We start from the raw sequence: 26,826 nt of genomic DNA, 5'->3' as shown, positions 1-26,826 counted from the left end.
GGAGATCGCCGTGTTTAACGAGTACAAATCACGCCGGGCCGCGTCCAAGTCGAACGTGTTGGTTCTGGAACGGCCGATCGAGGTGCCAAAGTCCAAAGCAACACCAGAGCCGGTGGACGTTGACCTGCAAGCGCATCTGGAGCTTAAAAGCCGCCTGCACAGCGAGCTTCTCGACCGTCTGAACCTGTCTGTGATCGACAAGGTCGAACGGTCCGAACTGAAACGTCAGATCGCCGCGCTGGTCACCGGGCTGATCGAAGCCGAACGCCTTCATTTACGGTCCGAGGCATTTACAGCTCTTGTTGATGAGCTCATTCACGAAGTGATGGGTCTGGGCCCGCTGGAACCCCTTTTGGAAGACCCGACCATCAACGACATTCTCGTCAACTCTTATGATCAGGTCTATGTGGAACGATTTGGCCTGCTGGAACAATCCTCCGTACGCTTTCGCGACGAACGCCATCTGCTTCGGATCATTGACAAGATCGTCAGCCGGGTCGGCCGCCGTATTGATGAATCCCAGCCATGGGTCGATGCGCGTCTGGAAGACGGAAGCCGGGTCAATGCGATTATCCGCCCGTGTTCAGTTGATGGGCCGGCGCTGTCGATCCGCAAATTCTCGCGCAATCCTCTGACCATCGACAAGTTGGTTCAGCGGGACAGCCTGAACGACCAGGCCGCCAAGCTTCTGGCCGCGCTGGTCGAAGCCAGGCTGAACATTCTGATTTCTGGCGGCACCGGTTCGGGCAAGACAACAATGCTGAACGCCGTTTCATCCTATATCGACGGCAAGCAGCGTATCGTGACAATCGAAGATGCGGCCGAACTTCAGTTGCAGCAAAGCCATGTCGTCCGCTTGGAAACCCGCCCCCCCAACTCGGAAGGTCAAGGGGTGATCACGCAACGCGATCTGGTGCGCAACGCGCTCAGGATGCGGCCTGACCGCATTATTGTCGGCGAAGTCCGTGGTTCCGAATGCTTTGACATGCTTCAGGCCATGAATACGGGACATGACGGCTCCATGACGACCGTACATGCGAATTCGGCCCGCGATGCGCTCAGCCGGGTCGAACAGATGGTGACAATGCTGGGGGCGGACCTGCCCGTCAGAACCATCCGGTCTCAAATCGCCTCGGCCATTCAGATCGTCCTGCAACTCAGCCGACTGAGCGACGGGACACGCAGGGTCGTCAGCATCTCGGAAATCACGGGCATGGAAGACGATACGATCACGATGCAGGACATCTTTGTTTTCAAGCGCCGTGGCAAGTCTGAGAATGGCGACGTTTTGGGAGAGTTCCTGCCGACCGGCATACGGCCAAAATGCTTCGACCAACTGGTGGCGGCTGGTGTCGATGTGGACACCAACATGTTTATTCACGGGGCGACGGCATCATGATTGACCTTCAGCCCAACATACTGAACATCCTGATCTACGTGTCGATTTTTCTGGGTATTCTGCTTGCCTACGAAGGCGTTCACCAGCTTCTGGCGCGCAAGGAAACGCATGGCGAAGCCAGAAACCGCCGCATGAAACTGATCCAGAACGGGGCTTCGACGGATCAGGTGTTGCAGCTGCTCCGCGATCCCGCAATGATGGCCGCTGGTGAAAAAGCTGGGCTGATTACGCGGTTTCGCCGTCTGCTTGTGCAAGCCGGTTTGGCGGTCAGCCCGATTTGGGTCGTGCTCGCCGTCTCCCTTCTGGTTTTGATGATCTTTTTCGGGGCTTCCCGGTTCCTTGCCCCGGAACTGGCGGTCATTCTGAGCGCTGTGTTCGGCCTCATCGGCCCGGTTATCGTGTTGGTCGCCATGAAAGACGCCCGTTCGAAGAAACTGACGAAACAACTGCCAGACGCGTTAGACCTGATGGCCCGCGGGTTGAAGGTGGGCCACCCTGTTGCAGTGACGGTTGGAAACGTTGCCTCTGATCTGCCGGATCCGATAGGGTCAGAGTTTGGCATCATCAAAGACCAGATCAACTATGGCGATGACGTCGCGACCGCCTTTCACGACTTTGCGCACCGCGTCGGAACAGAGGATGCAAAATATCTTGCTGTAAGTATCGGCATTCAGCATGGTACCGGCGGCAACCTGTCCCGCGTTCTAAGCATTCTGTCCCAGACCATCCGGGACCGGCACACGATGCAAAAGAAGATCAAGGCAATCTCTGCCGAAGGTCGCCTGAGCAGCCTTATTCTCACGATTCTGCCGGTCATCATTTACCTTTCGATCGAGATCTCCACCCCAACATTTTACGGCGACGTACGCAGCGATCCGCTGTTTCCGTACTTCGCCCAAGTGATCATTGGCCTGACAATTGCCCAGGGTTTCATCCTGAAACGGCTGGTTAAGTTCAAATTCTAAAGGGAATTGGGATATGGATATTCTTCAGGACATTCTAAACGATCCGCGCGTCACACCGCAGTTGATCCTGTTGGTCGGAATCGCCCTTAGTGTTTTCTTTGTCTTCATGGGCTTTGCCGGATTTACAACAAGCGAAAACACAGCAGCACGTCGCATGCGCGTTGGGTCGATTTCACAAGGGCATGGGCAGGATTTTGACCTTATCCAGGGTGACAACAGCGACCCGCACGGGCTGCTGAAGGCCTTTGTCCCGTCGTCAAAACGCGAACGCTCCAGGATCGGCAAGCTTTTGAAACAAGCCGGAATTCGGCAAAAGCACGCCATTCGCACCTATTATACATTTCGGGTCGTCCTGGGATTTGTGTTGCCTGCCGCGTTCGTTGCAACCATGGCTTTGCCGATCGAAACGCAAGTTCAGTTAGGGATCGCCGACCTTTTGCAGGGTGTTACGTGGGTTAACACAATGCAGGTCGTGACGGCACTGATGGTCTTGGGCTTTTATGGCCCGGCACTGTGGTTGCGACGTCGCATAAAGAAACGCCGCCAGGCCATCGAACACAGCCTGCCAAACGCGCTTGACCTGTTGCAAGTCGCCATCGAGGCCGGGCTGGGCTTTGACGCGGCGATGATCCGGGTCTCGCATGAAATGGCCAAGGCAGCTCCGGAAATCTCGCAGGAGTTTTCGGTTCTTCAACTGGAGTTGCAGGCAGGCAAAGAACGTCAGGCCGCCTTTCTGGACATGGCGAACCGGGTCGGTATCGACGAGATGAACTCGTTCGCGAACGCCTTTTTGCAATCCAACCAGTACGGAACCAGCATATCCGCATCGTTACGCCGCTTCGCCACTGACATGCGGCTTGACCGAGAGCTTCGCGCCCAGGAAAAGGCAAACCGTCTGCCTGTGCAGATGTCTGCCGTGATGGCCATGTGCATGATGCCTGTCCTATTGCTGATTTGTCTGGCACCAATGCTGATCCGGTGGGTCAACATGTTCGGGCAAGGGTAACACAGCGACGATGGTGTTCGCATAGCAGTATGCCCGGAAACAGCGGACCTTAGGGGGGTCCGCTTTTCTTTTGTTCCAACAGCTCTCGACTCCGGGCCAAGGGTCGGGCTATCAGCCCGAAACATCATTTCATCGCCGAGGTCCTGCCATGATCCCCAGTTCTTTTCCCGACAGCACTGAAATCGCTCGCCTGACGGCCCGGATGCTGCTGGAGATCAAGGCCGTCCACTTCAACGCGCGCGAGCCGTTCACGCTGGCAAGTGGCCTTCCCAGCCCGACCTATATCGATTGCCGCAAGCTGATCTCCTACCCGCGCATTCGTTCCACGCTGATGGATTTTCTGACTGTTACGGTAATGCGGGACGCGGGTTTCGAAGCCTTTGACAATATCGCGGGCGGCGAAACTGCTGGCATCCCCTTTGCCGCGATGGTGGCTGAACGTATGGCGCTGCCGATGACCTATGTGCGCAAGAAGCCCAAAGGTTACGGGCGCAACGCCCGTATTGAAGGCGCGATGAGCGATGGCGTACGTGTGCTGCTGGTCGAGGACCTGACCACCGATGGCGGTTCGAAACTGTCCTTCGTCGATGCAATTCGAGAAACTGGTGCCACCTGCGGGCATACGGCTGTGATCTTCTATTACGGTATCTTCCCCGAAACCGAGAAGACGCTGGGCGACCATGGTGTAAAGCTGCATCACCTTTGTACGTGGTGGGATGTTCTGGCCGAGGCCAAGGCGCAAAAAGCCTTTGATCAGGAAACACTTGACGGGGTCGAGGCGTTTCTGAACGATCCGCGAGGCTGGCAGGACGCGCGAAAATCGTGATTTTCAGCCTGTGGACGGCTTGGGGATAGTTGATTTTCGAATCGCATCAAAGCACGCCTATCTAGTCAAGATATCCAGCCACCACACCAAATGTTGCGATAACGCTGCGCCCGTGTAAAACTGGTGCTAAGTTATCCCCATTGAGGTGGGCAGTTATCCCAAGGCGGGGGGCAGTTATACCAACTTACCCCCATTCATTTGCAGATAGCTTGAACCGGGGCGTGGCGTGTAGAACCTCGGAACGGGCAGCGGGGACATGATGAACGAGATCAGCAGTATCGAGCAGGCAGCGGCGCATATTCAGAACGCCGAAACCATGCCGCATTCCATTGAGGCTGAACAGCAGCTTCTGGGTGCAATTCTGACGAATAACGACCTTTACGACCGGGTCGCTTCGATCATTGGGTCCGAGCATTTCTATGACCCGGTTCATGCCCGCATTTATGAGGTCGCAGCCGCACGCATTGCAAAGAACGCGCTGGCCTCGCCTGTGACGCTGAAATCCTTCATGGCCGAGGATGAGGGCCTGAAGGAATTGGGCGGGCCCGCCTATCTGGTCAAACTGGCCGGCGCGTCGATCAGCGCCTTTGCGGTACATGACTACGCCCAGATGATCTATGACCTCGCCATCCGGCGCGAGTTGATCCGCTTGGGCCGCGACATCTCCGACAAGGCCGCGCGGGTCGATGTAGCCAGCGAACCGAAAGAACAAATTGTCGAGGCCGAACAACAGCTTTATCAGCTTTCCGAGCAGGGCCAGACCGAACAGGGGTTCCAGTCCTTCCTCAAGGCGGTCACAGAAGCCGTCAACGTCACCAACGAAGCCTACCAGCGCGGTGGCGGCATGGCTGGGATCTCGACCGGTCTGGTCGATCTCGACAAACAACTGGGTGGTCTTCACCCCTCGGACCTGATCATTCTCGCGGGTCGTCCATCGATGGGCAAAACCTCGCTGGCGACCAACGTGGCCTTCAACGTGGCCAAAGCGTACAAACGCGGTCTGAAACCGGATGGTTCCGAAGGCGCAATTGACGGCGGGGTCGTCGGCTTTTTTTCGCTTGAGATGAGCGCCGAACAGCTGGCCGGGCGGGTTCTGGCTGAGGCGTCCGAAATCTCCAGCCACAAAATCCGTCAGGGCGACATGACCGAGGCCGAATTCCGCCGTTTCGTGGATGCGGCCAAAGAACTTGAAGCCTGCCCGCTTTTTATCGACGACACGCCCGCTCTTCCGATTTCTCAGCTTGCCGCACGCGCGCGCCGGTTGAAACGCACGCATGGGCTGGACCTGCTAGTGATCGACTATCTGCAACTCTGCCGCGGCATGTCCGACAATCGGGTTAACGAGATTGCCGAGATTTCGATGGGCATGAAAGCAATCGCCAAAGAACTGAACATTCCGGTGATTGCCCTGTCGCAGCTTTCCCGCCAGGTCGAAAACCGCGACGACAAACGTCCGCAGCTGTCAGACCTGCGTGAATCAGGCTCGATCGAACAGGACGCCGATGTTGTGATGTTCGTGTTCCGCGAGGAATACTACAAAGAACGTGAAAAACCCGGCGATCACGAGCTTGAGAAGATGGAAGAATGGAAACAGGCCATGGAACGCCTGCACGGCAAGGCCGAGGTCATCGTTGGCAAACAGCGCCACGGTCCAATCGGCACGGTCGAGCTGTCGTTCGAGGCGCAATTCACCCGGTTCGGTAATCTTGTCAAACCTTGGCAGCAGGGTGGTGAAATCGAAGGTTATTGATCGCGAAAAGGACAGCCTTACTTGGGTTTTCCTGACCTTCTTTTGATTGTTGGCAAAGCAAAAAAGGTTCTGTGAACCTTTCGCGCGATTCAGGATCTGATGCGCGAACCAAGAATAAGTTTTGCCCGCCTATTCACTGACAGTTTGAACCTTGCACTCACCAAAGCGTCGGATTGTTCAACGCGGAAACACATTGCGACGGGCCGCTGAGTGGCGCAAGCGCCTGACCATCCAGCGACTGCCCCAGCCAGCCGTGCGGATGGCTCAGCTTTAGCGGCGGTTGTGCAGTGGCCTCAGAAATCTGTTCGAAACCTGTTTTTCGATAGTAAGCGGGATCACCGTAGGTGAGCGCCACGTTCACGCCTGATGCCCGCAGGCAATCCAGACCATAGGCAATCAAAGCCTGACCAATCCCGGTTTTTTGCCTGTCTGTTCTGACAGCCATAGGCGACAGGATAAAAACCCGGCGCGCGTCCTCTGGAAACAGCAATCGGGAAAAGATGGCGCAGCCAAGCGGCACCTGATCGCGACGCGCGGTGCACACCATCAGGTCCTGTGGTGGGGTGGTATCGATCATCTCTTGAACAAAAGCTTCGATAACCGTCCCCTCGTCCGGGCCTTCCGACGCCGAAAACACATCTGCGAAAAACCGGGCTGTTTCGAACGGGTCTGGCGTTTGATCGATATAAAAATCCATGATTTCCTCGGGATATGCCGCCGCACCGTTTTTTGCCGCGATGGGACGATCTTGTTCACAAGATCACTTTAACACCTATGTGAAGACAATCCCGAAAACGGCCTAGCACAGCAGTAAGTCGCCAAAATGTCTGCTTTTTTGGGTGTTTTCCGCCGTACCTGTCGTTTGATGGGCGCAATCTGTCGCGGAAAAAGCCCTTTCCCTCTTGACCTTGGACGGCGCAATGTCATGAACAGTCCCATGAGTACTGCACGTTTAACGATCAATCTTCAGGCCCTCGCCAGAAACTGGCGGGCACTCGACGCGAAAACCGGGGTCGAAACCGGTGCCGTGGTCAAGGCAGATGCCTATGGGCTGGGCGCAGGACCTGTCAGCGACATGTTGGCAGAAGAAGGCGTTCGCAAGTTTTTCGTGGCTGCCGCAGAAGAAGGCACAACCGTTCGCGAGGCAGTTGGCCCCGGCCCGATGATTTTCGTTTTTTCGGGACATATGGACGGCGATGCCGATCTACTGCGCGGCAACGACCTGATACCGCTGATCAACTCGCCAGAGCAGTTTCAACGCCACACAGAGGCCCTGCCCGACCACCCGTTTGGTATCCAACTGGACAGTGGTATGAACCGGCTTGGTCTTGAACCTGCTGACTGGGCTGAGTTGCGTTCCAAGGCCGAAGCCTTGAACCCGGCGCTCATCATGTCTCATCTGGCCTGCTCGGACGAGCCGGACCACCCGATGAACCAGCAACAACTGAAAACCTTCCGCGAGATGACTGATGGGGTCGCTGCGCCGCGCTCCCTGGCAGCGACGGGCGGGATGCTTTTGGGGCCTGAGTTTCATTTCGATTTCTGCCGCCCGGGTATCGGTCTTTATGGCGGAATGCCCTTTGTCGGTGCAAAGCCTGTCGTAACCGTAGACCTTCCTGTCATCCAGGTACGCAAGTTGGCCGTGGGCGAGACCGTGGGTTATGGAAACACCTGGGTGGCGCGACGGCCGTCCCGGATCGCCACCGTTGCTGCCGGCTATGCAGACGGCCTGCATCGCGCTATTGGCGGCGGCATCGACACATTTGCGGGCGACCAACCGTGCCCGGTTGTTGGACGTATCTCAATGGACCTGATCACCGTGGACGTCACGGACCTGCCGAAAGACCCGGAGCGCTTGCGCATTCTCAACGGTCATCAAACCGTTGATGATCTGGCCGAGGCTGCTGGTACAATTGGCTATGAAATCCTGACATCAATGGGCAATCGCTATTCGCGGGGCTACGTGGAATGAACCCAATCAGCGCGCTGGGGGGGCTGGGCCGCACCGTGCTGGGCCTGCTTGCGGCCTTTGGCCGGGTGGCCCTGTTCGCGCTTGATGCAGTGTCGCACATCCTGCGCCCACCCTTCTATCCGCGCGAATTCGGGATGGCCCTGCTGAATATCGGCTGGCTGTCCCTGCCCGTCGTCGGCCTGACCGCCATTTTCACCGGCGGTGCGCTGGCCTTGCAAATCTATGCGGGCGGTGCACGGTTCAACGCCGAGGCCGTCGTGCCCCAGATCGTCGCTATCGGCATGGTGCGCGAGCTTGGCCCGGTGCTGGTCGGCCTTATGATCGCCGCGCGCGTGACCTCGTCCATCGCGGCCGAGATCGCCACGATGAAAGTGACCGAGCAAATCGACGCTCTGGTCACGCTGTCGACCCACCCGATGAAATACCTTACTGCTCCGCGTGTGCTGGCCGCCCTGATCACCGTACCTGCGCTGGTCGCGGTGGGTGACGTTATCGGGATTGCAGGCGGGTACACTGTCGCCACGCAGAATCTGGGCTTCAACCCGGCGGCCTATCTGAAAAACACCGTCGATTTCCTTGAGATGCGCGACATTGTATCGTCTCTGGTTAAGGGCGCGGCCTTTGGCGTGATCGCGGCTATCATGGGCTGCTACTACGGCATGAACTCGGGCCGCGGCGCACAGGGTGTCGGTCGTGCAACCAAAGGGTCGGTCGAGGCCGCAGCCGTTTTGATCCTGGCCGCAAACTTTGTTCTCACAGGGGTGTTCTTCTCGCTATGATCCGGATGGAGAACGTAGAAAAAGCCTTTGGCGACAACCACGTATTGCGTGGAATGAGCCTAGAGATACCCAAAGGAACCTCGATGGTCATCATCGGGGGTTCCGGCACGGGGAAATCTGTTGCCCTGAAATGTATCCTGGGCCTGATCAAACCCGACAGCGGCATGATCTATGTCGACGGCAAGGACGCAACCAAAGGCGACCGCGACGCGTTTCTGGCCCGGTTCGGGATGCTGTTTCAGGGTGCGGCCCTGTTTGACTCGCTGACCGTCTGGCAGAATGTCGCATTCCGCCTGCTGCGTGGATCCCTGAAACGTCCCACCGAAGAAGCGCGCGAGATCGCCATCGAAAAACTGCGCCGCGTGGGCCTGAAATCCGACGTGGCCGACCGTTTTCCGGCAGAACTGTCAGGCGGGATGCAAAAACGTGTGGGCCTTGCCCGCGCCATCGCCGCCGAGCCCGAGATCATCTTTTTTGACGAACCCACCACCGGCCTCGACCCGATCATGTCCGGCGTCATCAACGACCTGATCCGCGAAATCGTGACCGAGATGGGCGCCACCGCGATGACCATCACCCACGACATGAGTTCCGTCCGCGCGATTGCCGACAACGTTGCCATGCTGCACGGAGGCGTGATCCAGTGGACCGGCCCGGTCGGTCAGATGGATGCCTCGGGTGATCCTTATGTGGAGCAGTTCATCAGCGGGAGTGCCGAGGGGCCGATTGAGGCGGTGCGCTAATCCTCCTCACTCACTAGCCAGTTTTTCGCGCTTGCGACAACCTCATCTGGAAGCAATTCGGCTTTTCGAGTTTCGAGATTTAACAAGACACATTTGAACACTGTTGAGAATACAGTTTTTCTGTCGGCAGAGCGCAGCAATCTGTGTCGGAAGGTGACCGACTTTCCGCCTATTTCTAGTACCTCACTCTCCATCTGAATTGCCTCCCCCGCTCGAAGTTCGGCGAGGAAACTACTCTCCGCATGTACGACCGCAAATGAGAGCTTCCGTCCCGAACGCATGTCGTCTGCGTTCAGTCCCATCTCCGATTGGATAGCAAACACCGAATCTGAGCAAGCCGCAAAGTATCGCGAGACATTCATATGCCCCAGAAAATCGCAATCCGAAGGATCAACAATTGACTTGAAAGCCACAATAGCTGGCATCTGACTTCTCCCCACTGACAAAAACGAGTTTGAATTCTTGAATTAAGCTAACACATAACTGAAACGCGTCGCCCGATTGGCGGCGGAACACCTAAAAAGTACTTATGACCCTCCGCCTCGCCACCCTCTCCCTCCTGATCCTCTACCCCATCGCGTGGTTCGCCCCGCTGATGCGCGCGGGGTTCCTGCCGATCTTTGGCCTCAGCGAAATCAGCGTCATCACCGGCCTCCAGTCGCTTTGGAAATCCGACATCTTCCTTGCGCTGGTTGTCACCATCTTCGCCCTTTTCGCGCCCTACATCAAAACCATTGGCACCGCCCTGATACAATGGAACCTGCTAGATGCCCGTGTGCAGCCTGCACTCAACATCCTAGGCAAGCTGGCTATGGCAGATATCTTCCTGATCGCGCTTTACATCACGCTGGCCAAAGGCATCTCTTACGCCACTGTTGAAACCGCATGGGGTCTTTACCTGTTCACCACCTGCATCCTTACCTCCATCGCTTTGGGCATTCTCACCGAACGCCACTGCAAATCCATCGCTCGGACATAGGGCGCTGACGACGAGGAAAGCCCAGCAAGGGCTTGAAGAACCGCCCGTCCTCGGGCACCAAGACGTCATGGCAAAACCAACCTTCTCCTGCTCCGCCTGCGGCGCATCCCATTCCCGCTGGTCGGGCCGCTGCGACGGGTGCGGCGAGTGGAACTCGATCATCCAGGACGTACCTCTGTCGGCAGGCCCAGCCAAGAAATCGCTGGGCTCGAAACGCGGACGGTCGATGACGCTCACCGACCTGTCGACCGAGGAAACCCCGCCACCCCGCACACTCTGCGGAGTGGAAGAGCTGGACCGGGTGCTTGGCGGCGGGCTTGTTCCCGCATCTGCCCTGTTGGTGGGCGGCGACCCCGGCATCGGTAAATCCACCCTGCTGCTGCAAGCGGCTGCCCGATTTGCCCGTGCTGGCGTCAAGACGATCTATGTCTCGGGTGAAGAAGCCAGTGCGCAGGTTCGCATGCGGGCGCGCCGCCTTGGGCTGGAGAACGCTCCGGTGCAACTTGCTGCCGAAACCAACCTACGCGACATTCTCACCACGCTTGAAGCCGAGAAACCCGGTCTGGCGATCATTGACTCGATCCAGACCATGTGGGCGGACAATGTCGACAGCGCGCCGGGGTCCGTGTCGCAAGTCCGGGCGGCTGCTCATGAATTGACCGCCTTTGCGAAACGGCATGGTGTGTCGATCATCATGGTCGGGCACGTCACCAAGGAAGGCCAGATCGCAGGGCCCCGTGTTGTCGAACACATGGTTGATACGGTGCTGTATTTCGAGGGCGAGCGCGGCCATCAGTTTCGTATTCTGCGGGCAGTCAAGAACCGCTTTGGTCCCGCCGACGAAATTGGCGTATTCGAGATGACAGGCAAAGGGCTTGCGCAGGTCACCAACCCCTCGGCCTTGTTCCTGTCGGAACGTGGTACACCCAGCCCTGGCTCTGCCGTCTTTGCCGGGATTGAGGGCACACGGCCCGTTCTGGTCGAATTGCAGGCCCTTGTCGCCCCGTCCCCCCACTCACAACCACGCCGGACAGTGGTGGGATGGGACAGCGGGCGGCTGGCAATGATCCTTGCCGTTCTCGAAGCGCGTTGCGGCATTCCATTTGCGGGTCTCGATGTCTATCTGAACGTGGCCGGTGGATTGAAAGTCAGTGAACCCGCCGCCGATCTGGCCGTTGCTGCTGCATTGCTGAGCGCACGCGAGGACACGGCCCTGCCCTCAGACACCGTCGTTTTCGGGGAAATCTCGCTATCCGGCGCACTTAGACCGGCTCCGCAGACAGAAAACAGGTTGAAAGAAGCACAAAAACTTGGTTTCACAGCAGCAATTGCTCCGGCAGGTGGCAAAACCGGTACTGTGGCAGGTCTGACACTCACCCGGCCCTCTGATTTGGTGGGGTTTGTTGGCGAAACCTTCGGAGCAGGTTAAAGTCGCGCCTTGAGGGGCAGAAAAGAACAGGCGAGGGCCATGGAAGGTTTTACAATAATCGACGGGGTGGTTGCCCTGATCATCGTGCTGTCAGGCTTGCTGGCCTATTCGCGCGGTTTTATGCGCGAAGTTCTGGCCATCGCGGGTTGGGTTGCGGCGGCCGTTCTGGCGTTCATCTTCGCCCCGCAGGCGGTACCTCTGGTCAAGGAAATCCCGGTCGTCGGAGATTTCCTGCGTGACAGCTGCGAACTGTCTGTGATCACCGGGTTTGCGGCAGTCTTTGCGGTGGCGCTGATCGTGGTCAGTATCTTCACACCGCTGTTTTCATCGCTGGTTCAGCGCTCGGCCCTTGGCGGCCTGGATCAGGCTCTGGGGCTGTTCTTCGGCATCGCTCGTGGCATTCTTCTGGTTGCGATTGCGTTCTTCGTTTACGACACCGTCATGACCGGCCAGTCTTACACAATTGTTGATGAGAGCCGGTCGGCCAAGGTGTTTGAACAGTTCAGCGGCCAGATTGAGGAACAAAACCCCGAGGCAGCTCTGGGGTGGGTTACAACTCAGTATGAAGAGCTGGTCGCCAGTTGCACGGCTGGAAACGATGAACCAACAACAACTGCGCCTTCCAACGGCTGATAGAGGCCGATCACCAGTTCATGAAAGCCCGGCGCTGCCGGGCTTTTTTGTTGCAGATCAGACAAACCCCTCGCCACCACACACCGTGCAGCGGATTGTTTTCAAGCCAAAGCACCCGTCGCATCGACTGAAGATTGGTTTTCCAAAGATATCTCTGCTTTTGGCGACCTCGCCCGCTCCGTTACAGATCTGACACGACGCGCGTCCCAATCCTCTGCACCGATGGCACCGCTGCCTGATCCGTTCCTGGTTCTTGTGAGGAGGTTTATGTTGCCACATTCAGGTCCCCCCGAGGTACTGAGTTTTAGCAGTTATGTATACAATCCAATGCATGACAGCACATATGTTTGCGCATGTCACCATCTTCGTTTTTCTACATCGACATGCGTAAACTTGGCCTGCGGCATTTGGCTATTGTGATCCTTTGATGACAGCCACGCCAATAGGCATTATGTGGGGGCCAACCCGCCACGGAATCGGAGCCACCGATCTTGTCCTTTCTGTATGAATGCGCGCTGATCGCAGTGATGGTCGCCCTAACGGCGTCTTGTTCCTGTGTAGCGAACATTTCCGCTTTGAAGATGCAGAAAGTCCGGTGCCGAACTGCGGCCAATCCTCGAATGAAATCGTCATAGAAGTTGGAGCCCCGTAGATGTGTGGGATTTTAGGAATCGCAAGCCGGACACATGATGTCTTTGCTGAGATCTATGACGGGTTGCTGATGTTGCAGCACCGGGGTCAGGATGCCTCGGGGATCGTGACCTACAACGGCGAATTCTTCCGGGAAAAGAAAGCCAATGGTCTGGTCAAGGACGTGTTCAACGCCCAGGATGCTGAAACCCTTTTGGGTCATGTCGGCATGGGGCATGTTCGTTATCCCACGGCCGGATCACTCAGCGCGGCTGAAGCGCAACCTTTCTTCGTGAACGCACCCTACGGTATCTATCTTGTTCACAACGGCAACATCACCAACACAGCGGAACAGCGCGAGAAAGTGACCGGGAAATACAGCCGTCACCTGCGCACCACATCGGATTCGGAAATCTTGCTGAACGTGCTGGCCGACAAAGTGGCTGACGCCATCAAGGTGAACGGCAATTCGGATCCGATCCGAAACATCTTTGCCGGTGTGAAGATGACGATGGAGCGGGTTCAGGGCGCCTATTCGGTAATCTGTCTGGTGGCAGGTGTCGGCATGCTGGCGTTCCGCGATCCATTTGGCATTCGGCCACTTTCGGTCGCAAAGCGCAATGTCGACGGTCAGGGGGACGATTATGCTTTTGCTTCAGAAGACGTGGCCTTTGGCATCAACAGTTTTGAAAAGCTACGCGATCTGCGCCCCGGCGAGGCCATCCTGATTGACCTGAAAGGCAACATGCACGAGTTTCAGGCGGTCCAAGGCAAGCTGACGCCCTGTATCTTCGAGTATGTGTATCTGGCACGTCCGGATTCACTGCTGGACGGTGTCTCGGTTTATAAAACCCAGATGCGTATGGGACAGACGCTGGCGAAACAAATTCAGGACTCGGGCCTGGAAATCGATCGGATCATTCCCGTACCCGACAGCGCCCGCCCCGTGGCACTGGAAGCGGCTAAAATCACCGGCATCCCCTATCGCGAGGGGTTGGTGAAGAACCGTTATGTCGGGCGTACCTTCATCATGCCGGGTCAGGCCGAGCGACAGAAATCCGTGCGCCGCAAGCTGAACGCAGTTCCGCTGGAATTCGAAGGCCACAGCGTTCTGTTGATCGACGATTCCATAGTGCGCGGCAATACCATCAAAAAGATCGTTCAGATGTGCCGCGACGCCGGGGCCAAAAAGGTTTATGTGGCCAGCGCCTCGCCGCCGGTCAAATACCCCAATGTCTATGGCATCGACATGCCGACCAAGGCCGAACTGATCGCAAATGGCAAAGAGATCGAAGAGATCCGTGAAGAGCTGGGCGCCGATGCGCTGTTCTATCAGCATCTGGAGGACCTGATTTGGGCCGCCCAGGAAGGCAACCCGGACATTCAGGGATTTGATTGCTCCTGCTTTGACGGCAATTACATTACTGGCAGCGTCAGCGCGGATTATCTGGACAGTCTGGAAAACAGCAGCCGTGTCAGCCAGAAACGCGCGGATATGCAGGTTCCGGGCGGGTCCTGGAATGCGGCCAAACTGGCCTCAGGCTGAAAGACCTAGCCCACTGAGGGCATGTACTGTTTTTGTTCGGACGGCGATTCGAACCGTTCGACATGCAGATAGGGAAGCCCCGTTCAAAGAGACTCTCACTTGTGCTGATCAACTGATGAGTGGAAATCTGCCACAACCCGGCGGCGAATCCTGCACGATCACAAGGACTAACAAAAAGGTCGCTACGTCGTGAAGCGCAGTGTCTGTGAGGGTCTTTTGCTTACCTGATCGTTTTGTTATCGGGCGGCAACCACTCACTCAAAAAAAGGGGTTCGGATCTCGCGCCGGGCCACGGACCATGTCAAACACCAATGTCAAAAGCGCGGCCACGCAGCAGGGCGCGTTGAACAAGAACTCCGTTTCTGTCCTGGGAGTGTTCGGGCCCAAAACCGAACTGCACGCCTTGGTACGCCTGTCATCGGGCCGCGTAAAAGAGGTTGAACCCGGAAGCCGTGTCGCCTCGGGTACAGTGATAGCAATCGACGAACAGGGCATCATGCTGCGACAAAGCGGCCAGACCAAGCGGATCGCCATTCCCGGAAGCTAATCGCGACTTGACGCTCCTCGCGTAGGGGTTCAAACCGCAGCCATGACCGATCAGACAAAAATCGCCCTTATCACCGGGGCCTCTCGCGGGTTGGGCGCTGCGCTGGCCGAAGCGCTGGCACCTGAATACCATATCGTCGCCGTCGCCCGGACCACCGGCGGGCTGGAAGAGCTGGACGACCGTATCAAGGCCAAGGGCGGGTCAGCCACCTTGGCCCCCATGGACATCACCGATCCAAACGCCATGGCGACCCTGTGTCGTGGCATCCATGACCGTTGGGGTAAGGTCGACCTGTGGATGCACACAGCCATCCACACATCAGCACTGACACCGGTGCATTTTGTTGACCCCAAGGAATGGGCCAAGGCGATCAACACAAATGCAAACGCGACCTCGGTTCTGATCCCCTATGTCTCACCCCTTCTGGGCGAGAGCGGCCATGCGGTGTTTTTTGACGATCCGAAAGCTGGCGAGAAGTTTTATGGCATCTACGGTGCCACCAAGGCCGCGCAGATGGCTCTAGCCCGCAGTTGGGCCGTCGAGACCGAACGCACCGGCCCGCGGGTTTCGGTTGTCGAACCCGCGCCGATGCCCACGGTCGTCCGCGCGCGGTTTCATCCCGGGGAAGACCGGAGCGTGTTGAACAGCACCAAGGATGAAGCTGCGCGGATTCTGGCACTGCTTTAGGAAATGGCCCTGACGGGCCATGCCTCTGGCGGGGATATTTGCAGCCAGGTGAAGCCGGGATCAGGTGATATGAACGCCGTTGCGCCCGGCCAGATCGACGAAGAATTGCCAGGCGACACGGCCAGAGCGCGAACCGCGCGTGGCCTGCCACTCAATTGCCTCAGCGCGCAGGGTCTCTGCATCAACTGAAACGCCATAGGCGGCGCAATAGCGGTCGATCATCGCCAGATACTCGTCCTGATCGCAGGGATGGAACCCAAGCCACAAGCCGAAGCGATCCGACAGCGAGACTTTTTCTTCGACCGCCTCGGAAGGATTGATCGCGCTGGAGCGCTCGTTTTCGATCATATCCCGCGGCATCAGATGACGGCGGTTTGAAGTGGCATAGAAGACCACATTCTCTGGCCTGCCTTCAATACCACCGTCCAGAACAGCCTTGAGGGATTTATAGTGCTGGTCATCGTGGCTGAACGACAGGTCATCGCAAAACAGTATGAACCTGTAGGGCGCGGCGCGCAGATGGTTCAGCAGCCGCGCGACCGTGCCCATATCCTCGCGCTGCAGTTCGACCAGCTTAAGGTCGGCGTACTCAACGCTCAGAGAGCCGTGCACGGCCTTCACAAGGCTGGACTTTCCCATCCCCCGCGCCCCCCAGAGTAGCGCGTTATTTGCCTTGTAACCTGCTGCAAACCGGCGCGTGTTGTCCAACAACGTGTCGCGAGAGCGATTGATGCCGACCAAGAGGTCCAGATCGACCCGGTTGACATGCGCAACAGGTTCCAGTCGATCCGGATCGACATGCCACACAAAAGCCGGAGCAGCGGCGAAATCAGGCGCCGCCAAAGGAGCCGGTGCCATGCGTTCCAACGCCTCGGCGATACGGTTCAGGGCTTGGTCGTCCATACGGGCCTCCGGTTTTGTCTTGAGGGGGTCAAAGCACGTTCCAATTGGCACAACAAGAGTTTCAAACAAAAAAGGCGCGCCTTTGGATGGCGCGCCCTTTTGTTTTCATCGGCAGACTTACTTGTCGTCTTCGAATTCCTGCATCAGGTCATCATCCGCTTCCGGCTCATCATCGTAATAACCGTCAGCGCGCAACTGGTCCTCGCGTTTCTTTTCCACCCGCGCGACCAGGAAGATCGAAATCTCGTACAAGCCGTAGACCACCACAAACAGAATGATCTGTGTGATGACATCCGGTGGTGTGACAATTGCGGCCAGAACCAGAATGCCAACTACCGCATATTTCCGAACAGCGCCCAGCCCCTCGGCACTGACCAGTCCTGCCTTACCCATGAGGGTCAGGAGAACCGGCAGTTGGAAACATAATCCAAAGGCCACGATGAACTTGATCGTCAGGTTCAGATATTCCTGGGCTGAGCCCTGGAACACCACGGTATGTGGCGCAGCAGTTGCAGCATCGACAACCGCCTCTCCCTCTGTTCCAAACTGTTGGAACCCTAGGAAAAAATCATAAGCCAGCGGCGTGACGACATAGAACGCAAAGCTCGCCCCCAACAAGAACATGAAGGGTGAAGCCAGCATGAAAGGCAGGAACGCGTTTTTCTCGGACTTGTAGAGGCCCGGCGCAACGAACCGCCACATCTGCATCCCAATATAGGGAAACGCCAATACGAACCCACCCAGCAGAGAAACCTTGATGTAAACGAAAAAGCCCTCTTGCAAGGCGATAAATATCAACCCGCAATCCTGCCCGCGTACAGCAAGAGCCTCACACAAAGGGGTTGTCAGAAAGTTAAAGATCGGCTTGGCCACTGAAAAACAGATGATCATACCGATCAGAAACGCCACGACACAGTGGATCAACCGTGTGCGCAGTTCGGCCAGATGTTCAATCAACGGGGCCGAAGAATCGTCAATCTCGTCGGTTTTGCTCATGTCTTGCTTTCAGTGTTCAGCGCGGCTTCGGCCTCTTCTGCCTTGGCCAGCGCATCGGCTGCTTCTTTGGCCTTGCGCTCGGCGGTGGCACGGGCGGCTGACGCCTGAACCTTTTTGGCCTGCTCGGCCCGCTCGGCCGCCAGTTTACCCGTTTCGCTTTCAGGGTCGAACTTTGTAGGATCGATGCTTTTCGCCATCTCCTGCGCGGCTTGCTTGACACCGTCCATGGCCGATCCCACTGGATTTACGGCAGCGTTGAGACCTTTCTTGATCTCATTCACCCCAGCCTGATCGGCAGCCTCGTTCATGGCGCTGCTGAATTCGCGCGCCATTCCACGCGCCTTGCCGACAAAACGTCCGACATTGCGGAACAGCACCGGCAGGTCCTTTGGCCCCACAACGATCAGGGCAACGATGCCGATGACCAGAAGCTCGGTCCAGCCCAGATCAAACATCCGTGCTTACGCCTTGTCTTTCTCGGTTTCAGGTGTGACGTCCTTGGCCAGTTCAGAGGCGTCCTTTTCCAGCTCTTCCGAACCGTCCTTTACGCCCTTCTTGAACGCAGTGATGCCTTTGCCGACTTCGCCCATGAGCGAACTGATCTTGCCGCGCCCGAACAGAACCAAAACCACAACGGCGATCAGCAGCAGGCCAGGAAGGCCGATATTGTTGAGCATGTCTTTTCTCCTTTTTCATCGGCACGTTTGCGCGCCGGGAACATCAACTGACTCAGTCTTTACGCCTCGATCGCCGGTCTCAAAAGACATCTGCGCCGGATTGCGGGTAAAAATTGTAGCAAACGCGTGAGATCTAAGGGGTCGCAATTCTCAACTGACAGGTTTATGTCAGTTGCTATCCGTTAGGGATTTGGCATCGAAACAAGGTCAATGGAGAAATAAATGACCCACGTTGCTGAAATCGTCACTTTCACGCTGGCCAATGGCACCACGCCGGAAGAGTTCGTGAAACTCAGTCAGGCCTCTGAGGCCTTTGTGCGCAGCGCTCCGGGATTTGCCCATCGGCAGCTTAGCCAGGGCGAAGATGGTCGCTGGACCGACTATGTTGTCTGGACCGATTTGAAGGCGGCACAGGACGCTGCTGCGCAGTTTCCGCAACAGGAATGTGCAGCAGGCATGATGGCGGTCATCAATCCAGATAGCATCCAGATGCGTCACGAGAAAGTACTATGGAACATGACTGCCTAAACGCAGTCAGAACGGCGCGTCATGCGCCGCACTGACCGCCTGTTCGATATCATCCAGATCCTGCGCGACGGCAAACTGCACCGCGCGCAGGACATTGCGGACCGGCTTGAGGTGTCGGTCCGCACCATCTATCGCGACATGGATACGCTGGTGGCCTCGGGCGTTCCAGTCGAGGGAGAGCGCGGTGTCGGCTACATGGTGCGCGAGCAGATCACCCTGCCCCCGTTGAACCTGACCCCAGCCGAGCTTGAGGCGCTGAATCTTGGCATGGCCATCGTGGCCGAAGCTGCGGATACTGACCTGAAAGCAGCCGCACAATCGCTTGCCGACAAGATCGACGCTGTTTTGCCAACGCAGGTCGTGGCCGAGGCGGACAGCTGGAAATTCGCGGTCTACCCGTTTGCCGATGCCGCAAGGGGCCTTGCCCATATGGCCCCGATCCGTGCAGCCATCAAATCTCGTCAGAAGCTTCACCTGTCCTATCGTCGCATTGACGGTGTTTTGACAGAACGCATCATCCGTCCGCTCCATATGGAATACTGGGGGCGGGTCTGGACCCTTACCGCCTGGTGCGAGTTGCGCAACGGATTTCGTGTTTTTCGAATTGACCTGATCGAAGCTGTTTCACCCCTTCCGGAGATCTTCGCCGACGAACCCGGAAAACGCCTGAGTGACTATGACCCGTACGCCTGACAGGCTTCATCTTTTCAGAAATACTCTCGCCGAAGGCATGGCCCGGTACGGGCCATACAACCTCACTTCAGATAGGGCTCGGGGTCGACGGACTCGAACCCTTTGCGGACTTCGAAATGCACATAGGCATTGTCGCCGCCCCGCAGTTGCGCCAGCTTCTGGCCACGGCGTACCTTATCGCCTTTCTTGACAGTGATCTTGTCGACATTTGCATAGACAGTCAGAAGATCGTTGTTGTGCTTGACCACAATGATCGGCACCTGATCCGCGTCCGCGGTGATCGCCGCGACCGTACCGGCTTCGGCAGCTGTGACCGACGTACCCGGAGCAGCAGCAATGTCGATGCCCTCATTCTTGCCCTTGTCATAGCCGCGAATGATAGTGCCGCCAACCGGCAGGGACAGCGCAGTAGTGCGCGTATTGGTTGGCGCTTCGGCGGTCACGTCGGGGGCCTCGGCCAGCGGCTCGATTTTTTCGTCCGGCAAGGGCTGCGTAGCGCTGGGTGGTGTCGGCGTCGGAGAACCCTGCCCCGGTTCCGTCACCTCTGTGGCGGGAACGGGCGCGGCACTAGCCGCATTTTGCCGGGGCGCTGGCTGGTTTTTGACCGGAATCAACAAGTATTGACCTTCACGCACGGTAAAATCTGATCCTAGCCCATTCCATTCCGCCAGAGATTCAACCGGCACCTGGTAGAGGCGCGAGATTGTATAGGCCGTCTCACCCCGCTTGACCTTATGCCTGACAGGCTCCGGTCCGGTTGAAATCGGCGCAGGGGTTGGTGCCTGTTTCGCGGGTTCCAGTGTTGTGGTCTGAACCGAACCCGACGCCGGCACCTGGTCAATTGCAGACCCGGCAACCGACGCGATGTCCACGCCGCTGCCAGCACCAACAGTGCGTGGCAATGCAAGAACCTCACCCTCTCTCAGCGTGTCCGTTGTCTGCAGGCCGTTGAAGCGCGAAAGCTCGCCCTCGGGCAGGCCAACCCGCGCAGCCACGTCCCGCACCGTATCGCCGCGGCGCGCCACGACCACCTGGTAATTCGGATAGGTAATGACACCCCGGCTGTCCGGTGTCGGGCGGGATGCCGTTGCGGATTGCGCTGCATTGGTGGTCGAAAATCCACCGATCTGCCCGCGAAGGTCATAATCCAGAGGCCCCTCGCACCCGGCCAGAATGGCCAGAGCGGCCACCCCGGTCGCACAGCGGTGCATTGCTGATTTGGATACTGCTCTCATAATTCTGTCCTCAACGCCTGCCCCTGTTGCCCGGAGTTCCGGCGACCAATTCTTTAAGCCTATTACGCCTCGTCCTTTCCAAGCCCCTCCAGAAGGGGCACGAAACGGACAGACGTTAATTCGTCATAGTCCAGACCATCTTCGGTGCGCGTCACTTTGATCAGTTGCTGCACCGCGTCCGACTGGCCCACGGGTAGAACCATAATACCCCCGATTTTCAGCTGCGCCAAGAGCGGGCCCGGAGGATCCTCGGCTGCGGCTGTGACAATGATCCGGTCAAAAGGGGCTTGTTCCGGAAGGCCAAATGACCCATCCGACAACATCGACGTGATATTCGTCAGGCCCAGGTCGGCAAACAGCTTGCTTGTTTCGCTCACCAACCGCCTGTGGCGTTCCACTGTGTAGACCCGGCGGGCCAGCTTGGACAGGATCGCCGCCTGATAACCTGAACCTGTCCCAATCTCGAGCACCGTGTCCCGGGGCCTCACGTTCAGGGCCTGCGTCATCAGGCCAACGACCGAGGGTTGACTGATCGTCTGACCGCAGGAAATCGGCAGCGGCATGTCCTCGTAAGCACGCCCTGCAAACAGGCCGGTGACAAAGCGACCGCGGTCCACCTGCTCCATCGCAGCCAGCACGCGCGCATCCGTGACCCCCCGTTTGCGCAGGGCAAACAGGAATTGCATTACTGTTTCAGGGTCCAGTCCGCTCATTCGACCGCCTTCAATGCCTCCAGCATGTCATGTGCAGTCAGGTCAGCGCGCATCGGCGTGACCGAGATATAGCCTTCCAGATTGACAGCCGCATCCGTTCCGGGTGCGGTCGGATTGTGCTGATAGCCACCCTTGATCCACAGGAACCGCCGCCCCGAAGGCGAACTGTGCGGTTCGACTGAAAACCGTGTGTCGCGCCGAAACCCTTGCGCCGCGATCCGCGTGCCCAGCACTTCGGCTGCCGGAACCGGGGGGAAATTCACGTTGTAAAACAGCCGGTAATCACCTTGTTCTGCCGGAGTTGCGTCCAGAATCCGGCGCACCAGATTTGCACCATACCGAGCGGCTGCCTCGAACGGGTCGTCAACGCCCAGGTTGCGGGGGCCAAAATATTGCGACAGAGCAATCGCCGGGACGCCCTGCAATGCCGCCTCCATCGCGCCACCGATCGTACCGGAATACAACGTGTTTTCGGCCGAGTTATTACCCCTGTTCACGCCGGACAGAACCAGATCGGGAGGGGTATCCAACATAACATCGTGAAGCCCTGCCAAAACACAGTCGGCAGGCGATCCTTCGGCGGCAAAGCGCCGCTCTCCCAGCTTGGCGACCATCATCGGATGCGTGTAGCTGATGCAATGCCCAACCCCGGACTGTTCAAACGCGGGCGCGACCACCCAGACCTCTCCATCCGGTCCGGCCAGTTCAGCCGCAATCGCCTCAAGCGTGATCAAGCCCGGCGCATTGATCCCGTCGTCATTGGTCAGAAGAATTCGCATGTGCCCGATTTACCCCCGCGTTTGGCTCTTGATAGACCCGGGCCTGCGTTGCGGCAAGCGACGTGGTCCCCCAATCTGAGGATTTCGCGCACCACTTTGGTGGAAATCGATGGATCAGCGCCTTGTCTCGGGGAAAACGAAGCACCTGTCGCGGCGGATGGTCAGCCACATGACCCGGCCCGGGTTGGGGACAAACACGTTCGGAACCGTCGCCTTTAGGATCGAACCATCATAGTCCATGCGGAACTCTACCAGACTCTCATTGCCCAGAAATCGCGCACGTTCAACGACACCACGGGCCGCGACACCATCTGTCGGCGTCGGCAGTGGCCCCTTGCCGTTGCGGTCAAAGTCCAGCTTGATGTGCTGAGGGCGAAAAACGATCTCGACATCCGTACCATTCGGAATGCCCGGTGCCAGGAACTGACCAAAGGGCGTGTCCGCCAATGCGCCATTCACTTGTGCCCGTAAAACATTGACATCACTGAAAAAAGATACCGCTGCCTTGTCTGCGGGACGCGTATAGACGTTATAGGGCGCGCCCTGTTGCACGATCTTGCCACGCCGCATCAGGGCGATCTCGTCGGCCATGCGCATCGCTTCTTCCGGCTCGTGCGTGACCAACAGTACGGCGGCATCTTCTTCCTTGAGAATGGCCAGCGTTTCGTCACGGATACCATCACGCAAACGGTTGTCGAGGCCGGAAAACGGCTCGTCCATCAGCATGATGCGTGGGCGCGGCGCCAGCGCACGCGCCAACGCAACGCGTTGTTGCTCGCCACCCGATAGTTGATGCGGGAAACCGTCGATAAACCGCATCAGGTCGACTTTGCGCAACAACTCCTCGACCCGGACACGTTTTTCGTCCTTGCTGCCCTTCAGGCCGAAGGCCACGTTATTGGCCACGCTCAGATGCGGGAACAGCGCAAAGTCCTGAAACATCAGACCGATCTCGCGCCGTTCCGGAGGCACCCGGAACACGGTGTCGCAGATCAGCTTACCATCAACATAAATCTCACCCGAGTCCTGCATCTCGACCCCGGCGATCATGCGCAACGTGGTGGATTTCCCGCAGCCCGACGGCCCTAGAAGACAGGTCACCTTGCCTGCCTGAACGGTCAGCGAAACATCATCCACAACAACCCGGCCTTCAAACCGACGGATAATGTTGCGAATTTCCAGACGCGGCGGAATTGCGTTACCTGTCACCGATGGACCCCGTTGCCTTTCCCGATCAAATCCATCGGGCTTGAGCGGGGATAGCAACCCCGCCCCTCAGGCGCAAGGGATCAGCAACACCCGCCAGAAGCGACAGATGCACCCGTGGCCTCAAACGGGCTTTCGCCACCACAGCCTTCGAAAATGCCATAATGGGTCGAAAAATCGCCGATAAAGTCAAAATGACGGGCAAATCGCGTGTCATTCAGCATCATCCAGGTGTTGCCGCAGACCGGAAACACCTTGCCGGCTTCGATAACGTGATGGTCATCCAGAACAAATTCATGCGGTGCGTTCGGCACGGTCCCCTTGTAGATCACGGCTTGCCCATAATCCTCACAGGCCGGTTCCAGTGCTGGCAGCTTGAACAGACGGTATGTCGCGGACAGGAACTTCAATGGCGCAACACGCTCTTCCAATACCGGATTTTCGATCGTCAGTGGACGGTGCGTCACGCGGCGCGGGTCGCCGAAACCGGCCGTTCGAGCCATTGACAGGAAATCATTCCAATAAAGCGCGCCGGACAGGCACTCGCCATAAAGTACTTCGTCCTCGGCCATCGCCTGGGGAATACGGCGGTCTGCATAGACATCCGAGAAATACATCTCTCCGCCCTTTTTCAACAACCGATGCGCGCCGCGCAGAACCGCATTCTTATCCGTGGCCAGGTTGATCACGCAGTTCGAGACGATGATATCGAACGATCCGGGTTCCAGATCAAGCTCATCCAGTTTTTCGATATAGCCGTGATGGAACTCTACATTGCTGCGGGCATATCCAAATGCTTCGGCGTGATATTCCTGATGCGCGCGGGCGACGTCCAATTGTTCGGACGTCATGTCGACCCCCACCACCCGGCCCGTCTCGCCGACCATGGCGGACAAGGCATATACATCCCGCCCGGCCCCACACCCCAGATCGAGGATCGACATGCCTTCCAGATCAAGTGGGGCAATCAGACCGCAGCCATAGTAGCGAGTCAGAACGTCGTCATGAATCTTTGAAAGGATCTTTTTGACATGACCGGGCATGTCGTCGGGCGTGCAGCACGCATTGGTCTGCAAGTCAGCACTGCTTTGCAGGACTTCACCGTAATAGTTCTGCACCGATTCATGTTTCATCGCGCTTTTCCCTCGCAAATGGTCATGTCCGAGCTAATGCAAGCGCCGGGAGTTCGCAATCCGGCGAAGGCGTTTTTGACGAAAGCGTGAGTGGTCCCGCGCGGTTTTACCCAAGCAGATCGAAGTCCACGCCCGCACGAATTTTGCCATTCACCTGAACCTCAAACCGATGTGCGCCGGGGACCAACTTGAACGTTGTGGCGTCACCCTTCAACTTGTGGCGTTTTTCCAGCGTCAGTTTCCCGTTCTTCAAAGCCGCCTGCTTCAACTTGTGCACCTTGGCTGAGATTTTCCCGCCAGGTCTTTGAAAATGAATGACATAGTCAACCAGAACTGGCAGCTCTCCGCCCCCTTTCAAAGTGACCGAAAAGGCCAGAGCGTCCCCAATTCGAGCTTCGGAGTTCAGGTTGACCGCGACCTCGATTTCCGCGTCCGGGTCATAGCCTAACATCTTCATTGCTTCAGGATGCCCCGCTTTCACAAGTCCGCGCAGGGTGTGTGACGTCATCCAGTCCAGTTCGTCCTGAGTCTGATGACCCTGGTTGCGCCACGCCTTCAGGCGATCCAATACCAGATCCGGGTCTTTCTTGGTGATGTCGTTCAGGTGATTGGATACGGACCGGGTGACATACCGCGTCGAATCCATGTGCAAATTGTCCAGCAACGGCAGCGGGTCCTGCAAACCCAATGCGACCGCCTGCCCCCATGGCAATCGGGGGCGCGTCCCCTCGCTGACCAACCTGCGCACGTGGTAACTGTCATGAGAGCACCAATCCTGCATCCGCCGCAACACCCGGTCCGGGTCATGGTTCAGGAACGGTCGGATCGCCCATTCCATTGAAAACCTCTGTGTCAGTTCCTCCATCACGTCCAAAGCCAGATCAACATGCTCAAGGCCTATGGCCGCTACCCACTCACCGACCGGCGCAAAGATGAAATCGCCAAAATCGTCATCCGTTTTCGTCGGGTCCAAAGGCGCAGGCAAGGCGCGCAGGATCGTCGGGGCAACAGCATGCAAGTCACCGGGCACCGCCTGTTGCAGACAAGTGGCGATCCAGATGATCCGATCCTTCAACTCTAGATCCAGCAATCGCGACATGACCGCAGATCGGAATGCCGGGGCATCAAATTCTGCATGAGACTCGGAAAACAAACCACTGAGATAATTTACTTTCTCAGCGTTGAACATCTGATCTTTCAACGAAAACCCTTGCGCCATAGTCACATCGTCAAATTGGTTGCGCCACCATCCAGCAGAATGTTCTGACCAACGATGAACCCCGCATGTTGAGAGCACAGGAACGCGCAGGCTGCCCCGAATTCCTGCCGCGTTCCATAGCGTCGCGCGGGAATGGTTGCCGAACGGTTTGCGCGTGCGTCTTCGATCGAGATGCCTTGCTGTGAAGCCACACCGCTGTCCAGCGCATCTGCACGATCCGTCGCGTGAATGCCGGGCAGCAGGTTGTTGATGGTCACGCCATGCGGTGCAACCTGGCGTGAAGTTCCCGCGACATATCCGGTCAAACCCGTGCGGGCTGCATTCGAAAGCCCCAGCACCGCAATTGGCGCGCGCACAGATTGCGAGGTGACGTTCACAACCCGGCCCCAACCTTTGTCCATCATTCCAGGAAGCAGCGCCTTCATGAACGCAATGGGGGTCAACATATTGGCATCCAGCGCCTTGATGAAATCATCACGCCCCCAATCCGACCATAAACCCGGCGGCGGGCCGCCGGCATTTGTCACAAGAATATCAACGCCCTGCGCTGCTTCGATCACCTGCGCCTGCCCTTCCGCAGTCGTCACGTCACAAGCGACTGTTTGTACCTCGACACCTTGCTCTGACCTGAGGCGTGCTGCCTCGCTCTCCAAAGCGTCCGAACCACGCGCATTCATCACAAGATTTACGCCAGCCTCAGCCAAAGCCTCGGCACAGCCCAAACCCAACCCTTTGCTGCTGGCACAGACCAGCGCGCGCTTCCCTTTTATTCCAAGGTCCATCGGATCCTCCCTGTCAGTCATTGCCGCATGTCTAGCATCGACCAGACAGGGAAGACCAGAAATGGCTTGGG

At 57.5% G+C, this 26,826-nt stretch carries 29 protein-coding genes; 16 read left to right on the top strand and 13 right to left on the bottom strand.

Features of this window, described 5'->3' with window-relative positions:
* Positions 1-10: 10 nt before the first annotated feature.
* From I9188_RS01845 to I9188_RS01825, 5 genes are all read left to right on the top strand, one after another.
* The gene (locus I9188_RS01845) at positions 11-1,399 is read left to right on the top strand and encodes a CpaF family protein (protein WP_348540314.1); all 1,389 of its coding nucleotides are present in this window, start codon (positions 11-13) and stop codon (positions 1,397-1,399) included.
* Positions 1,396-2,364 carry a type II secretion system F family protein gene (locus tag I9188_RS01840; RefSeq protein WP_209503744.1) on the top strand — a complete coding sequence of 323 codons (969 nt, stop codon included), beginning with the start codon at positions 1,396-1,398 and terminating at the stop codon, positions 2,362-2,364. The genes I9188_RS01845 and I9188_RS01840 overlap by 4 nt, the downstream gene beginning before the upstream one ends.
* Positions 2,365-2,377: 13 nt before the next feature.
* A complete protein-coding gene (locus tag I9188_RS01835; RefSeq protein ID WP_209503743.1) occupies positions 2,378-3,370 on the top strand; it encodes a type II secretion system F family protein in 993 nt (330 codons plus the stop codon).
* 148 nt (positions 3,371-3,518) lie between these two features.
* A complete protein-coding gene (locus tag I9188_RS01830; RefSeq protein ID WP_209503742.1) occupies positions 3,519-4,196 on the top strand; it encodes an orotate phosphoribosyltransferase in 678 nt (225 codons plus the stop codon).
* Between the two features lie 259 nt (positions 4,197-4,455).
* A complete protein-coding gene (locus I9188_RS01825; protein WP_209504877.1) occupies positions 4,456-5,946 on the top strand; it encodes a replicative DNA helicase in 1,491 nt (496 codons plus the stop codon).
* A gap of 157 nt (positions 5,947-6,103) precedes the next feature.
* Here the strand turns inward: I9188_RS01825 and I9188_RS01820 are convergent, their stop codons facing one another.
* The gene (locus I9188_RS01820; protein ID WP_209503741.1) at positions 6,104-6,643 is read right to left on the bottom strand and encodes an N-acetyltransferase; all 540 of its coding nucleotides are present in this window, start codon (positions 6,641-6,643) and stop codon (positions 6,104-6,106) included.
* A gap of 240 nt (positions 6,644-6,883) precedes the next feature.
* On the opposite strand from I9188_RS01820, the gene alr reads away from it, so the two are divergent.
* Genes alr through I9188_RS01805 form a run of 3 tightly spaced genes read left to right on the top strand, consistent with a single transcriptional unit; the run spans position 6,884 to position 9,440 of the window.
* Positions 6,884-7,918 carry an alanine racemase gene (gene alr / locus I9188_RS01815; protein WP_209503740.1) on the top strand — a complete coding sequence of 345 codons (1,035 nt, stop codon included), beginning with the start codon at positions 6,884-6,886 and terminating at the stop codon, positions 7,916-7,918.
* Complete coding sequence (locus I9188_RS01810; RefSeq protein ID WP_209503739.1) at positions 7,915-8,697, top strand: ABC transporter permease; 783 nt, start codon at positions 7,915-7,917, stop codon at positions 8,695-8,697. Before alr ends, I9188_RS01810 begins: the two co-directional genes overlap by 4 nt.
* Positions 8,694-9,440 (top strand): ABC transporter ATP-binding protein, encoded by a 747-nt coding sequence (locus I9188_RS01805; RefSeq protein WP_209503738.1) that lies wholly within the window; start codon positions 8,694-8,696, stop codon positions 9,438-9,440. The genes I9188_RS01810 and I9188_RS01805 overlap by 4 nt, the downstream gene beginning before the upstream one ends.
* Here the strand turns inward: I9188_RS01805 and I9188_RS01800 are convergent.
* Positions 9,437-9,865, bottom strand: coding sequence for an acyl-CoA thioesterase (locus I9188_RS01800; protein ID WP_209503737.1), 429 nt, complete (start codon positions 9,863-9,865; stop codon positions 9,437-9,439). The two genes, I9188_RS01805 and I9188_RS01800, sit on opposite strands and share 4 nt — an antisense overlap.
* A gap of 104 nt (positions 9,866-9,969) precedes the next feature.
* Here I9188_RS01800 and I9188_RS01795 point away from each other — a divergent pair, with 104 nt between their 5' ends.
* From I9188_RS01795 to I9188_RS01770, 6 genes are all read left to right on the top strand, one after another.
* Positions 9,970-10,419 carry a paraquat-inducible protein A gene (locus I9188_RS01795; RefSeq protein ID WP_209503736.1) on the top strand — a complete coding sequence of 150 codons (450 nt, stop codon included), beginning with the start codon at positions 9,970-9,972 and terminating at the stop codon, positions 10,417-10,419.
* A gap of 67 nt (positions 10,420-10,486) precedes the next feature.
* On the top strand, positions 10,487-11,848 hold the full coding sequence (gene radA / locus I9188_RS01790) for a DNA repair protein RadA (RefSeq protein ID WP_209503735.1): 1,362 nt from the start codon (positions 10,487-10,489) through the stop codon (positions 11,846-11,848).
* 39 nt (positions 11,849-11,887) lie between these two features.
* Entirely contained in the window at positions 11,888-12,481 is a 594-nt protein-coding gene (locus tag I9188_RS01785) for a CvpA family protein (RefSeq protein WP_209503734.1), read from the top strand.
* A 652-nt stretch (positions 12,482-13,133) separates the two neighbouring features.
* The gene (gene purF / locus I9188_RS01780; protein ID WP_209503733.1) at positions 13,134-14,657 is read left to right on the top strand and encodes an amidophosphoribosyltransferase; all 1,524 of its coding nucleotides are present in this window, start codon (positions 13,134-13,136) and stop codon (positions 14,655-14,657) included.
* A 298-nt stretch (positions 14,658-14,955) separates the two neighbouring features.
* A complete protein-coding gene (locus tag I9188_RS01775; protein WP_209503732.1) occupies positions 14,956-15,204 on the top strand; it encodes a hypothetical protein in 249 nt (82 codons plus the stop codon).
* A 42-nt stretch (positions 15,205-15,246) separates the two neighbouring features.
* The gene (locus tag I9188_RS01770) at positions 15,247-15,891 is read left to right on the top strand and encodes an SDR family NAD(P)-dependent oxidoreductase (protein WP_209503731.1); all 645 of its coding nucleotides are present in this window, start codon (positions 15,247-15,249) and stop codon (positions 15,889-15,891) included.
* Between the two features lie 60 nt (positions 15,892-15,951).
* Here the strand turns inward: I9188_RS01770 and I9188_RS01765 are convergent, their stop codons facing one another.
* The 4 genes from I9188_RS01765 to I9188_RS01750 all read right to left on the bottom strand — a co-directional run bounded on the left by I9188_RS01765 (position 15,952) and on the right by I9188_RS01750 (position 18,467).
* Entirely contained in the window at positions 15,952-16,794 is an 843-nt protein-coding gene (locus I9188_RS01765) for an ATP-binding protein (RefSeq protein ID WP_209503730.1), read from the bottom strand.
* A gap of 117 nt (positions 16,795-16,911) precedes the next feature.
* On the bottom strand, positions 16,912-17,790 hold the full coding sequence (tatC, locus tag I9188_RS01760; protein WP_209503729.1) for a twin-arginine translocase subunit TatC: 879 nt from the start codon (positions 17,788-17,790) through the stop codon (positions 16,912-16,914).
* The gene (tatB, locus tag I9188_RS01755; RefSeq protein ID WP_209503728.1) at positions 17,787-18,245 is read right to left on the bottom strand and encodes a Sec-independent protein translocase protein TatB; all 459 of its coding nucleotides are present in this window, start codon (positions 18,243-18,245) and stop codon (positions 17,787-17,789) included. Before tatB ends, tatC begins: the two co-directional genes overlap by 4 nt.
* A 6-nt stretch (positions 18,246-18,251) precedes the next feature.
* A complete protein-coding gene (locus tag I9188_RS01750) occupies positions 18,252-18,467 on the bottom strand; it encodes a twin-arginine translocase TatA/TatE family subunit (RefSeq protein ID WP_209503727.1) in 216 nt (71 codons plus the stop codon).
* Between the two features lie 222 nt (positions 18,468-18,689).
* On the opposite strand from I9188_RS01750, the gene I9188_RS01745 reads away from it, so the two are divergent.
* Positions 18,690-18,995, top strand: coding sequence for a hypothetical protein (locus I9188_RS01745; protein ID WP_209503726.1), 306 nt, complete (start codon positions 18,690-18,692; stop codon positions 18,993-18,995).
* Positions 18,996-19,016: 21 nt separating this feature from the next.
* Positions 19,017-19,688: a YafY family protein gene (locus I9188_RS01740; protein ID WP_209503725.1), complete on the top strand. Its 672-nt coding sequence runs from the start codon at positions 19,017-19,019 to the stop codon at positions 19,686-19,688.
* Positions 19,689-19,750: 62 nt separating this feature from the next.
* Here I9188_RS01740 and I9188_RS01735 read toward each other — a convergent pair whose 3' ends face one another.
* From I9188_RS01735 to I9188_RS01705, 7 genes are all read right to left on the bottom strand, one after another.
* Positions 19,751-20,923, bottom strand: a complete 1,173-nt coding sequence (locus tag I9188_RS01735; protein WP_209503724.1) for a M23 family metallopeptidase — start codon at positions 20,921-20,923, stop codon at positions 19,751-19,753.
* 62 nt (positions 20,924-20,985) lie between these two features.
* A complete protein-coding gene (locus I9188_RS01730) occupies positions 20,986-21,636 on the bottom strand; it encodes a protein-L-isoaspartate(D-aspartate) O-methyltransferase (protein ID WP_209503723.1) in 651 nt (216 codons plus the stop codon).
* Entirely contained in the window at positions 21,633-22,415 is a 783-nt protein-coding gene (gene surE / locus I9188_RS01725; RefSeq protein ID WP_209503722.1) for a 5'/3'-nucleotidase SurE, read from the bottom strand. The genes I9188_RS01730 and surE overlap by 4 nt, the downstream gene beginning before the upstream one ends.
* Before the next feature lie 114 nt (positions 22,416-22,529).
* Positions 22,530-23,624, bottom strand: coding sequence for an ABC transporter ATP-binding protein (locus I9188_RS01720; protein WP_209503721.1), 1,095 nt, complete (start codon positions 23,622-23,624; stop codon positions 22,530-22,532).
* 80 nt (positions 23,625-23,704) lie between these two features.
* The gene (locus I9188_RS01715) at positions 23,705-24,754 is read right to left on the bottom strand and encodes a methyltransferase domain-containing protein (protein ID WP_209503720.1); all 1,050 of its coding nucleotides are present in this window, start codon (positions 24,752-24,754) and stop codon (positions 23,705-23,707) included.
* Between the two features lie 106 nt (positions 24,755-24,860).
* The gene (locus tag I9188_RS01710) at positions 24,861-25,973 is read right to left on the bottom strand and encodes a hypothetical protein (RefSeq protein WP_209503719.1); all 1,113 of its coding nucleotides are present in this window, start codon (positions 25,971-25,973) and stop codon (positions 24,861-24,863) included.
* Positions 25,974-25,975: 2 nt separating this feature from the next.
* Positions 25,976-26,755, bottom strand: a complete 780-nt coding sequence (locus I9188_RS01705; RefSeq protein WP_209504876.1) for an SDR family oxidoreductase — start codon at positions 26,753-26,755, stop codon at positions 25,976-25,978.
* Positions 26,756-26,826: the final 71 nt, after the last annotated feature.

It is taken from the genome of Ruegeria sp. HKCCSA071 (assembly GCF_017872555.1).
Classification (GTDB): domain Bacteria; phylum Pseudomonadota; class Alphaproteobacteria; order Rhodobacterales; family Rhodobacteraceae; genus Ruegeria.
The sequence above is the reverse complement of the archived record's forward strand: the minus strand, read 5'-3'. Positions and strand labels throughout refer to the sequence as shown.

Coding starts and splice junctions, on each gene's coding strand:
- I9188_RS01710 (WP_209503719.1), bottom strand. CDS start 25,973: ATGGCGCAAGGGTTTTCGTTGAAAGATCAGATGTTCAACGCTGAGAAA.
- I9188_RS01820 (WP_209503741.1), bottom strand. CDS start 6,643: ATGGATTTTTATATCGATCAAACGCCAGACCCGTTCGAAACAGCCCGG.
- surE (WP_209503722.1), bottom strand. CDS start 22,415: ATGCGAATTCTTCTGACCAATGACGACGGGATCAATGCGCCGGGCTTG.
- I9188_RS01740 (WP_209503725.1), top strand. CDS start 19,017: ATGCGCCGCACTGACCGCCTGTTCGATATCATCCAGATCCTGCGCGAC.
- alr (WP_209503740.1), top strand. CDS start 6,884: ATGAGTACTGCACGTTTAACGATCAATCTTCAGGCCCTCGCCAGAAAC.
- I9188_RS01810 (WP_209503739.1), top strand. CDS start 7,915: ATGAACCCAATCAGCGCGCTGGGGGGGCTGGGCCGCACCGTGCTGGGC.
- tatC (WP_209503729.1), bottom strand. CDS start 17,790: ATGAGCAAAACCGACGAGATTGACGATTCTTCGGCCCCGTTGATTGAA.
- radA (WP_209503735.1), top strand. CDS start 10,487: ATGGCAAAACCAACCTTCTCCTGCTCCGCCTGCGGCGCATCCCATTCC.
- I9188_RS01795 (WP_209503736.1), top strand. CDS start 9,970: ATGACCCTCCGCCTCGCCACCCTCTCCCTCCTGATCCTCTACCCCATC.
- purF (WP_209503733.1), top strand. CDS start 13,134: ATGTGTGGGATTTTAGGAATCGCAAGCCGGACACATGATGTCTTTGCT.
- I9188_RS01805 (WP_209503738.1), top strand. CDS start 8,694: ATGATCCGGATGGAGAACGTAGAAAAAGCCTTTGGCGACAACCACGTA.
- I9188_RS01735 (WP_209503724.1), bottom strand. CDS start 20,923: ATGAGAGCAGTATCCAAATCAGCAATGCACCGCTGTGCGACCGGGGTG.
- I9188_RS01705 (WP_209504876.1), bottom strand. CDS start 26,755: ATGGACCTTGGAATAAAAGGGAAGCGCGCGCTGGTCTGTGCCAGCAGC.
- I9188_RS01730 (WP_209503723.1), bottom strand. CDS start 21,636: ATGAGCGGACTGGACCCTGAAACAGTAATGCAATTCCTGTTTGCCCTG.
- I9188_RS01750 (WP_209503727.1), bottom strand. CDS start 18,467: ATGCTCAACAATATCGGCCTTCCTGGCCTGCTGCTGATCGCCGTTGTG.
- I9188_RS01800 (WP_209503737.1), bottom strand. CDS start 9,865: ATGCCAGCTATTGTGGCTTTCAAGTCAATTGTTGATCCTTCGGATTGC.
- tatB (WP_209503728.1), bottom strand. CDS start 18,245: ATGTTTGATCTGGGCTGGACCGAGCTTCTGGTCATCGGCATCGTTGCC.
- I9188_RS01840 (WP_209503744.1), top strand. CDS start 1,396: ATGATTGACCTTCAGCCCAACATACTGAACATCCTGATCTACGTGTCG.
- I9188_RS01825 (WP_209504877.1), top strand. CDS start 4,456: ATGAACGAGATCAGCAGTATCGAGCAGGCAGCGGCGCATATTCAGAAC.
- I9188_RS01745 (WP_209503726.1), top strand. CDS start 18,690: ATGACCCACGTTGCTGAAATCGTCACTTTCACGCTGGCCAATGGCACC.
- I9188_RS01770 (WP_209503731.1), top strand. CDS start 15,247: ATGACCGATCAGACAAAAATCGCCCTTATCACCGGGGCCTCTCGCGGG.
- I9188_RS01835 (WP_209503743.1), top strand. CDS start 2,378: ATGGATATTCTTCAGGACATTCTAAACGATCCGCGCGTCACACCGCAG.
- I9188_RS01785 (WP_209503734.1), top strand. CDS start 11,888: ATGGAAGGTTTTACAATAATCGACGGGGTGGTTGCCCTGATCATCGTG.
- I9188_RS01765 (WP_209503730.1), bottom strand. CDS start 16,794: ATGGACGACCAAGCCCTGAACCGTATCGCCGAGGCGTTGGAACGCATG.
- I9188_RS01775 (WP_209503732.1), top strand. CDS start 14,956: ATGTCAAACACCAATGTCAAAAGCGCGGCCACGCAGCAGGGCGCGTTG.
- I9188_RS01715 (WP_209503720.1), bottom strand. CDS start 24,754: ATGAAACATGAATCGGTGCAGAACTATTACGGTGAAGTCCTGCAAAGC.
- I9188_RS01830 (WP_209503742.1), top strand. CDS start 3,519: ATGATCCCCAGTTCTTTTCCCGACAGCACTGAAATCGCTCGCCTGACG.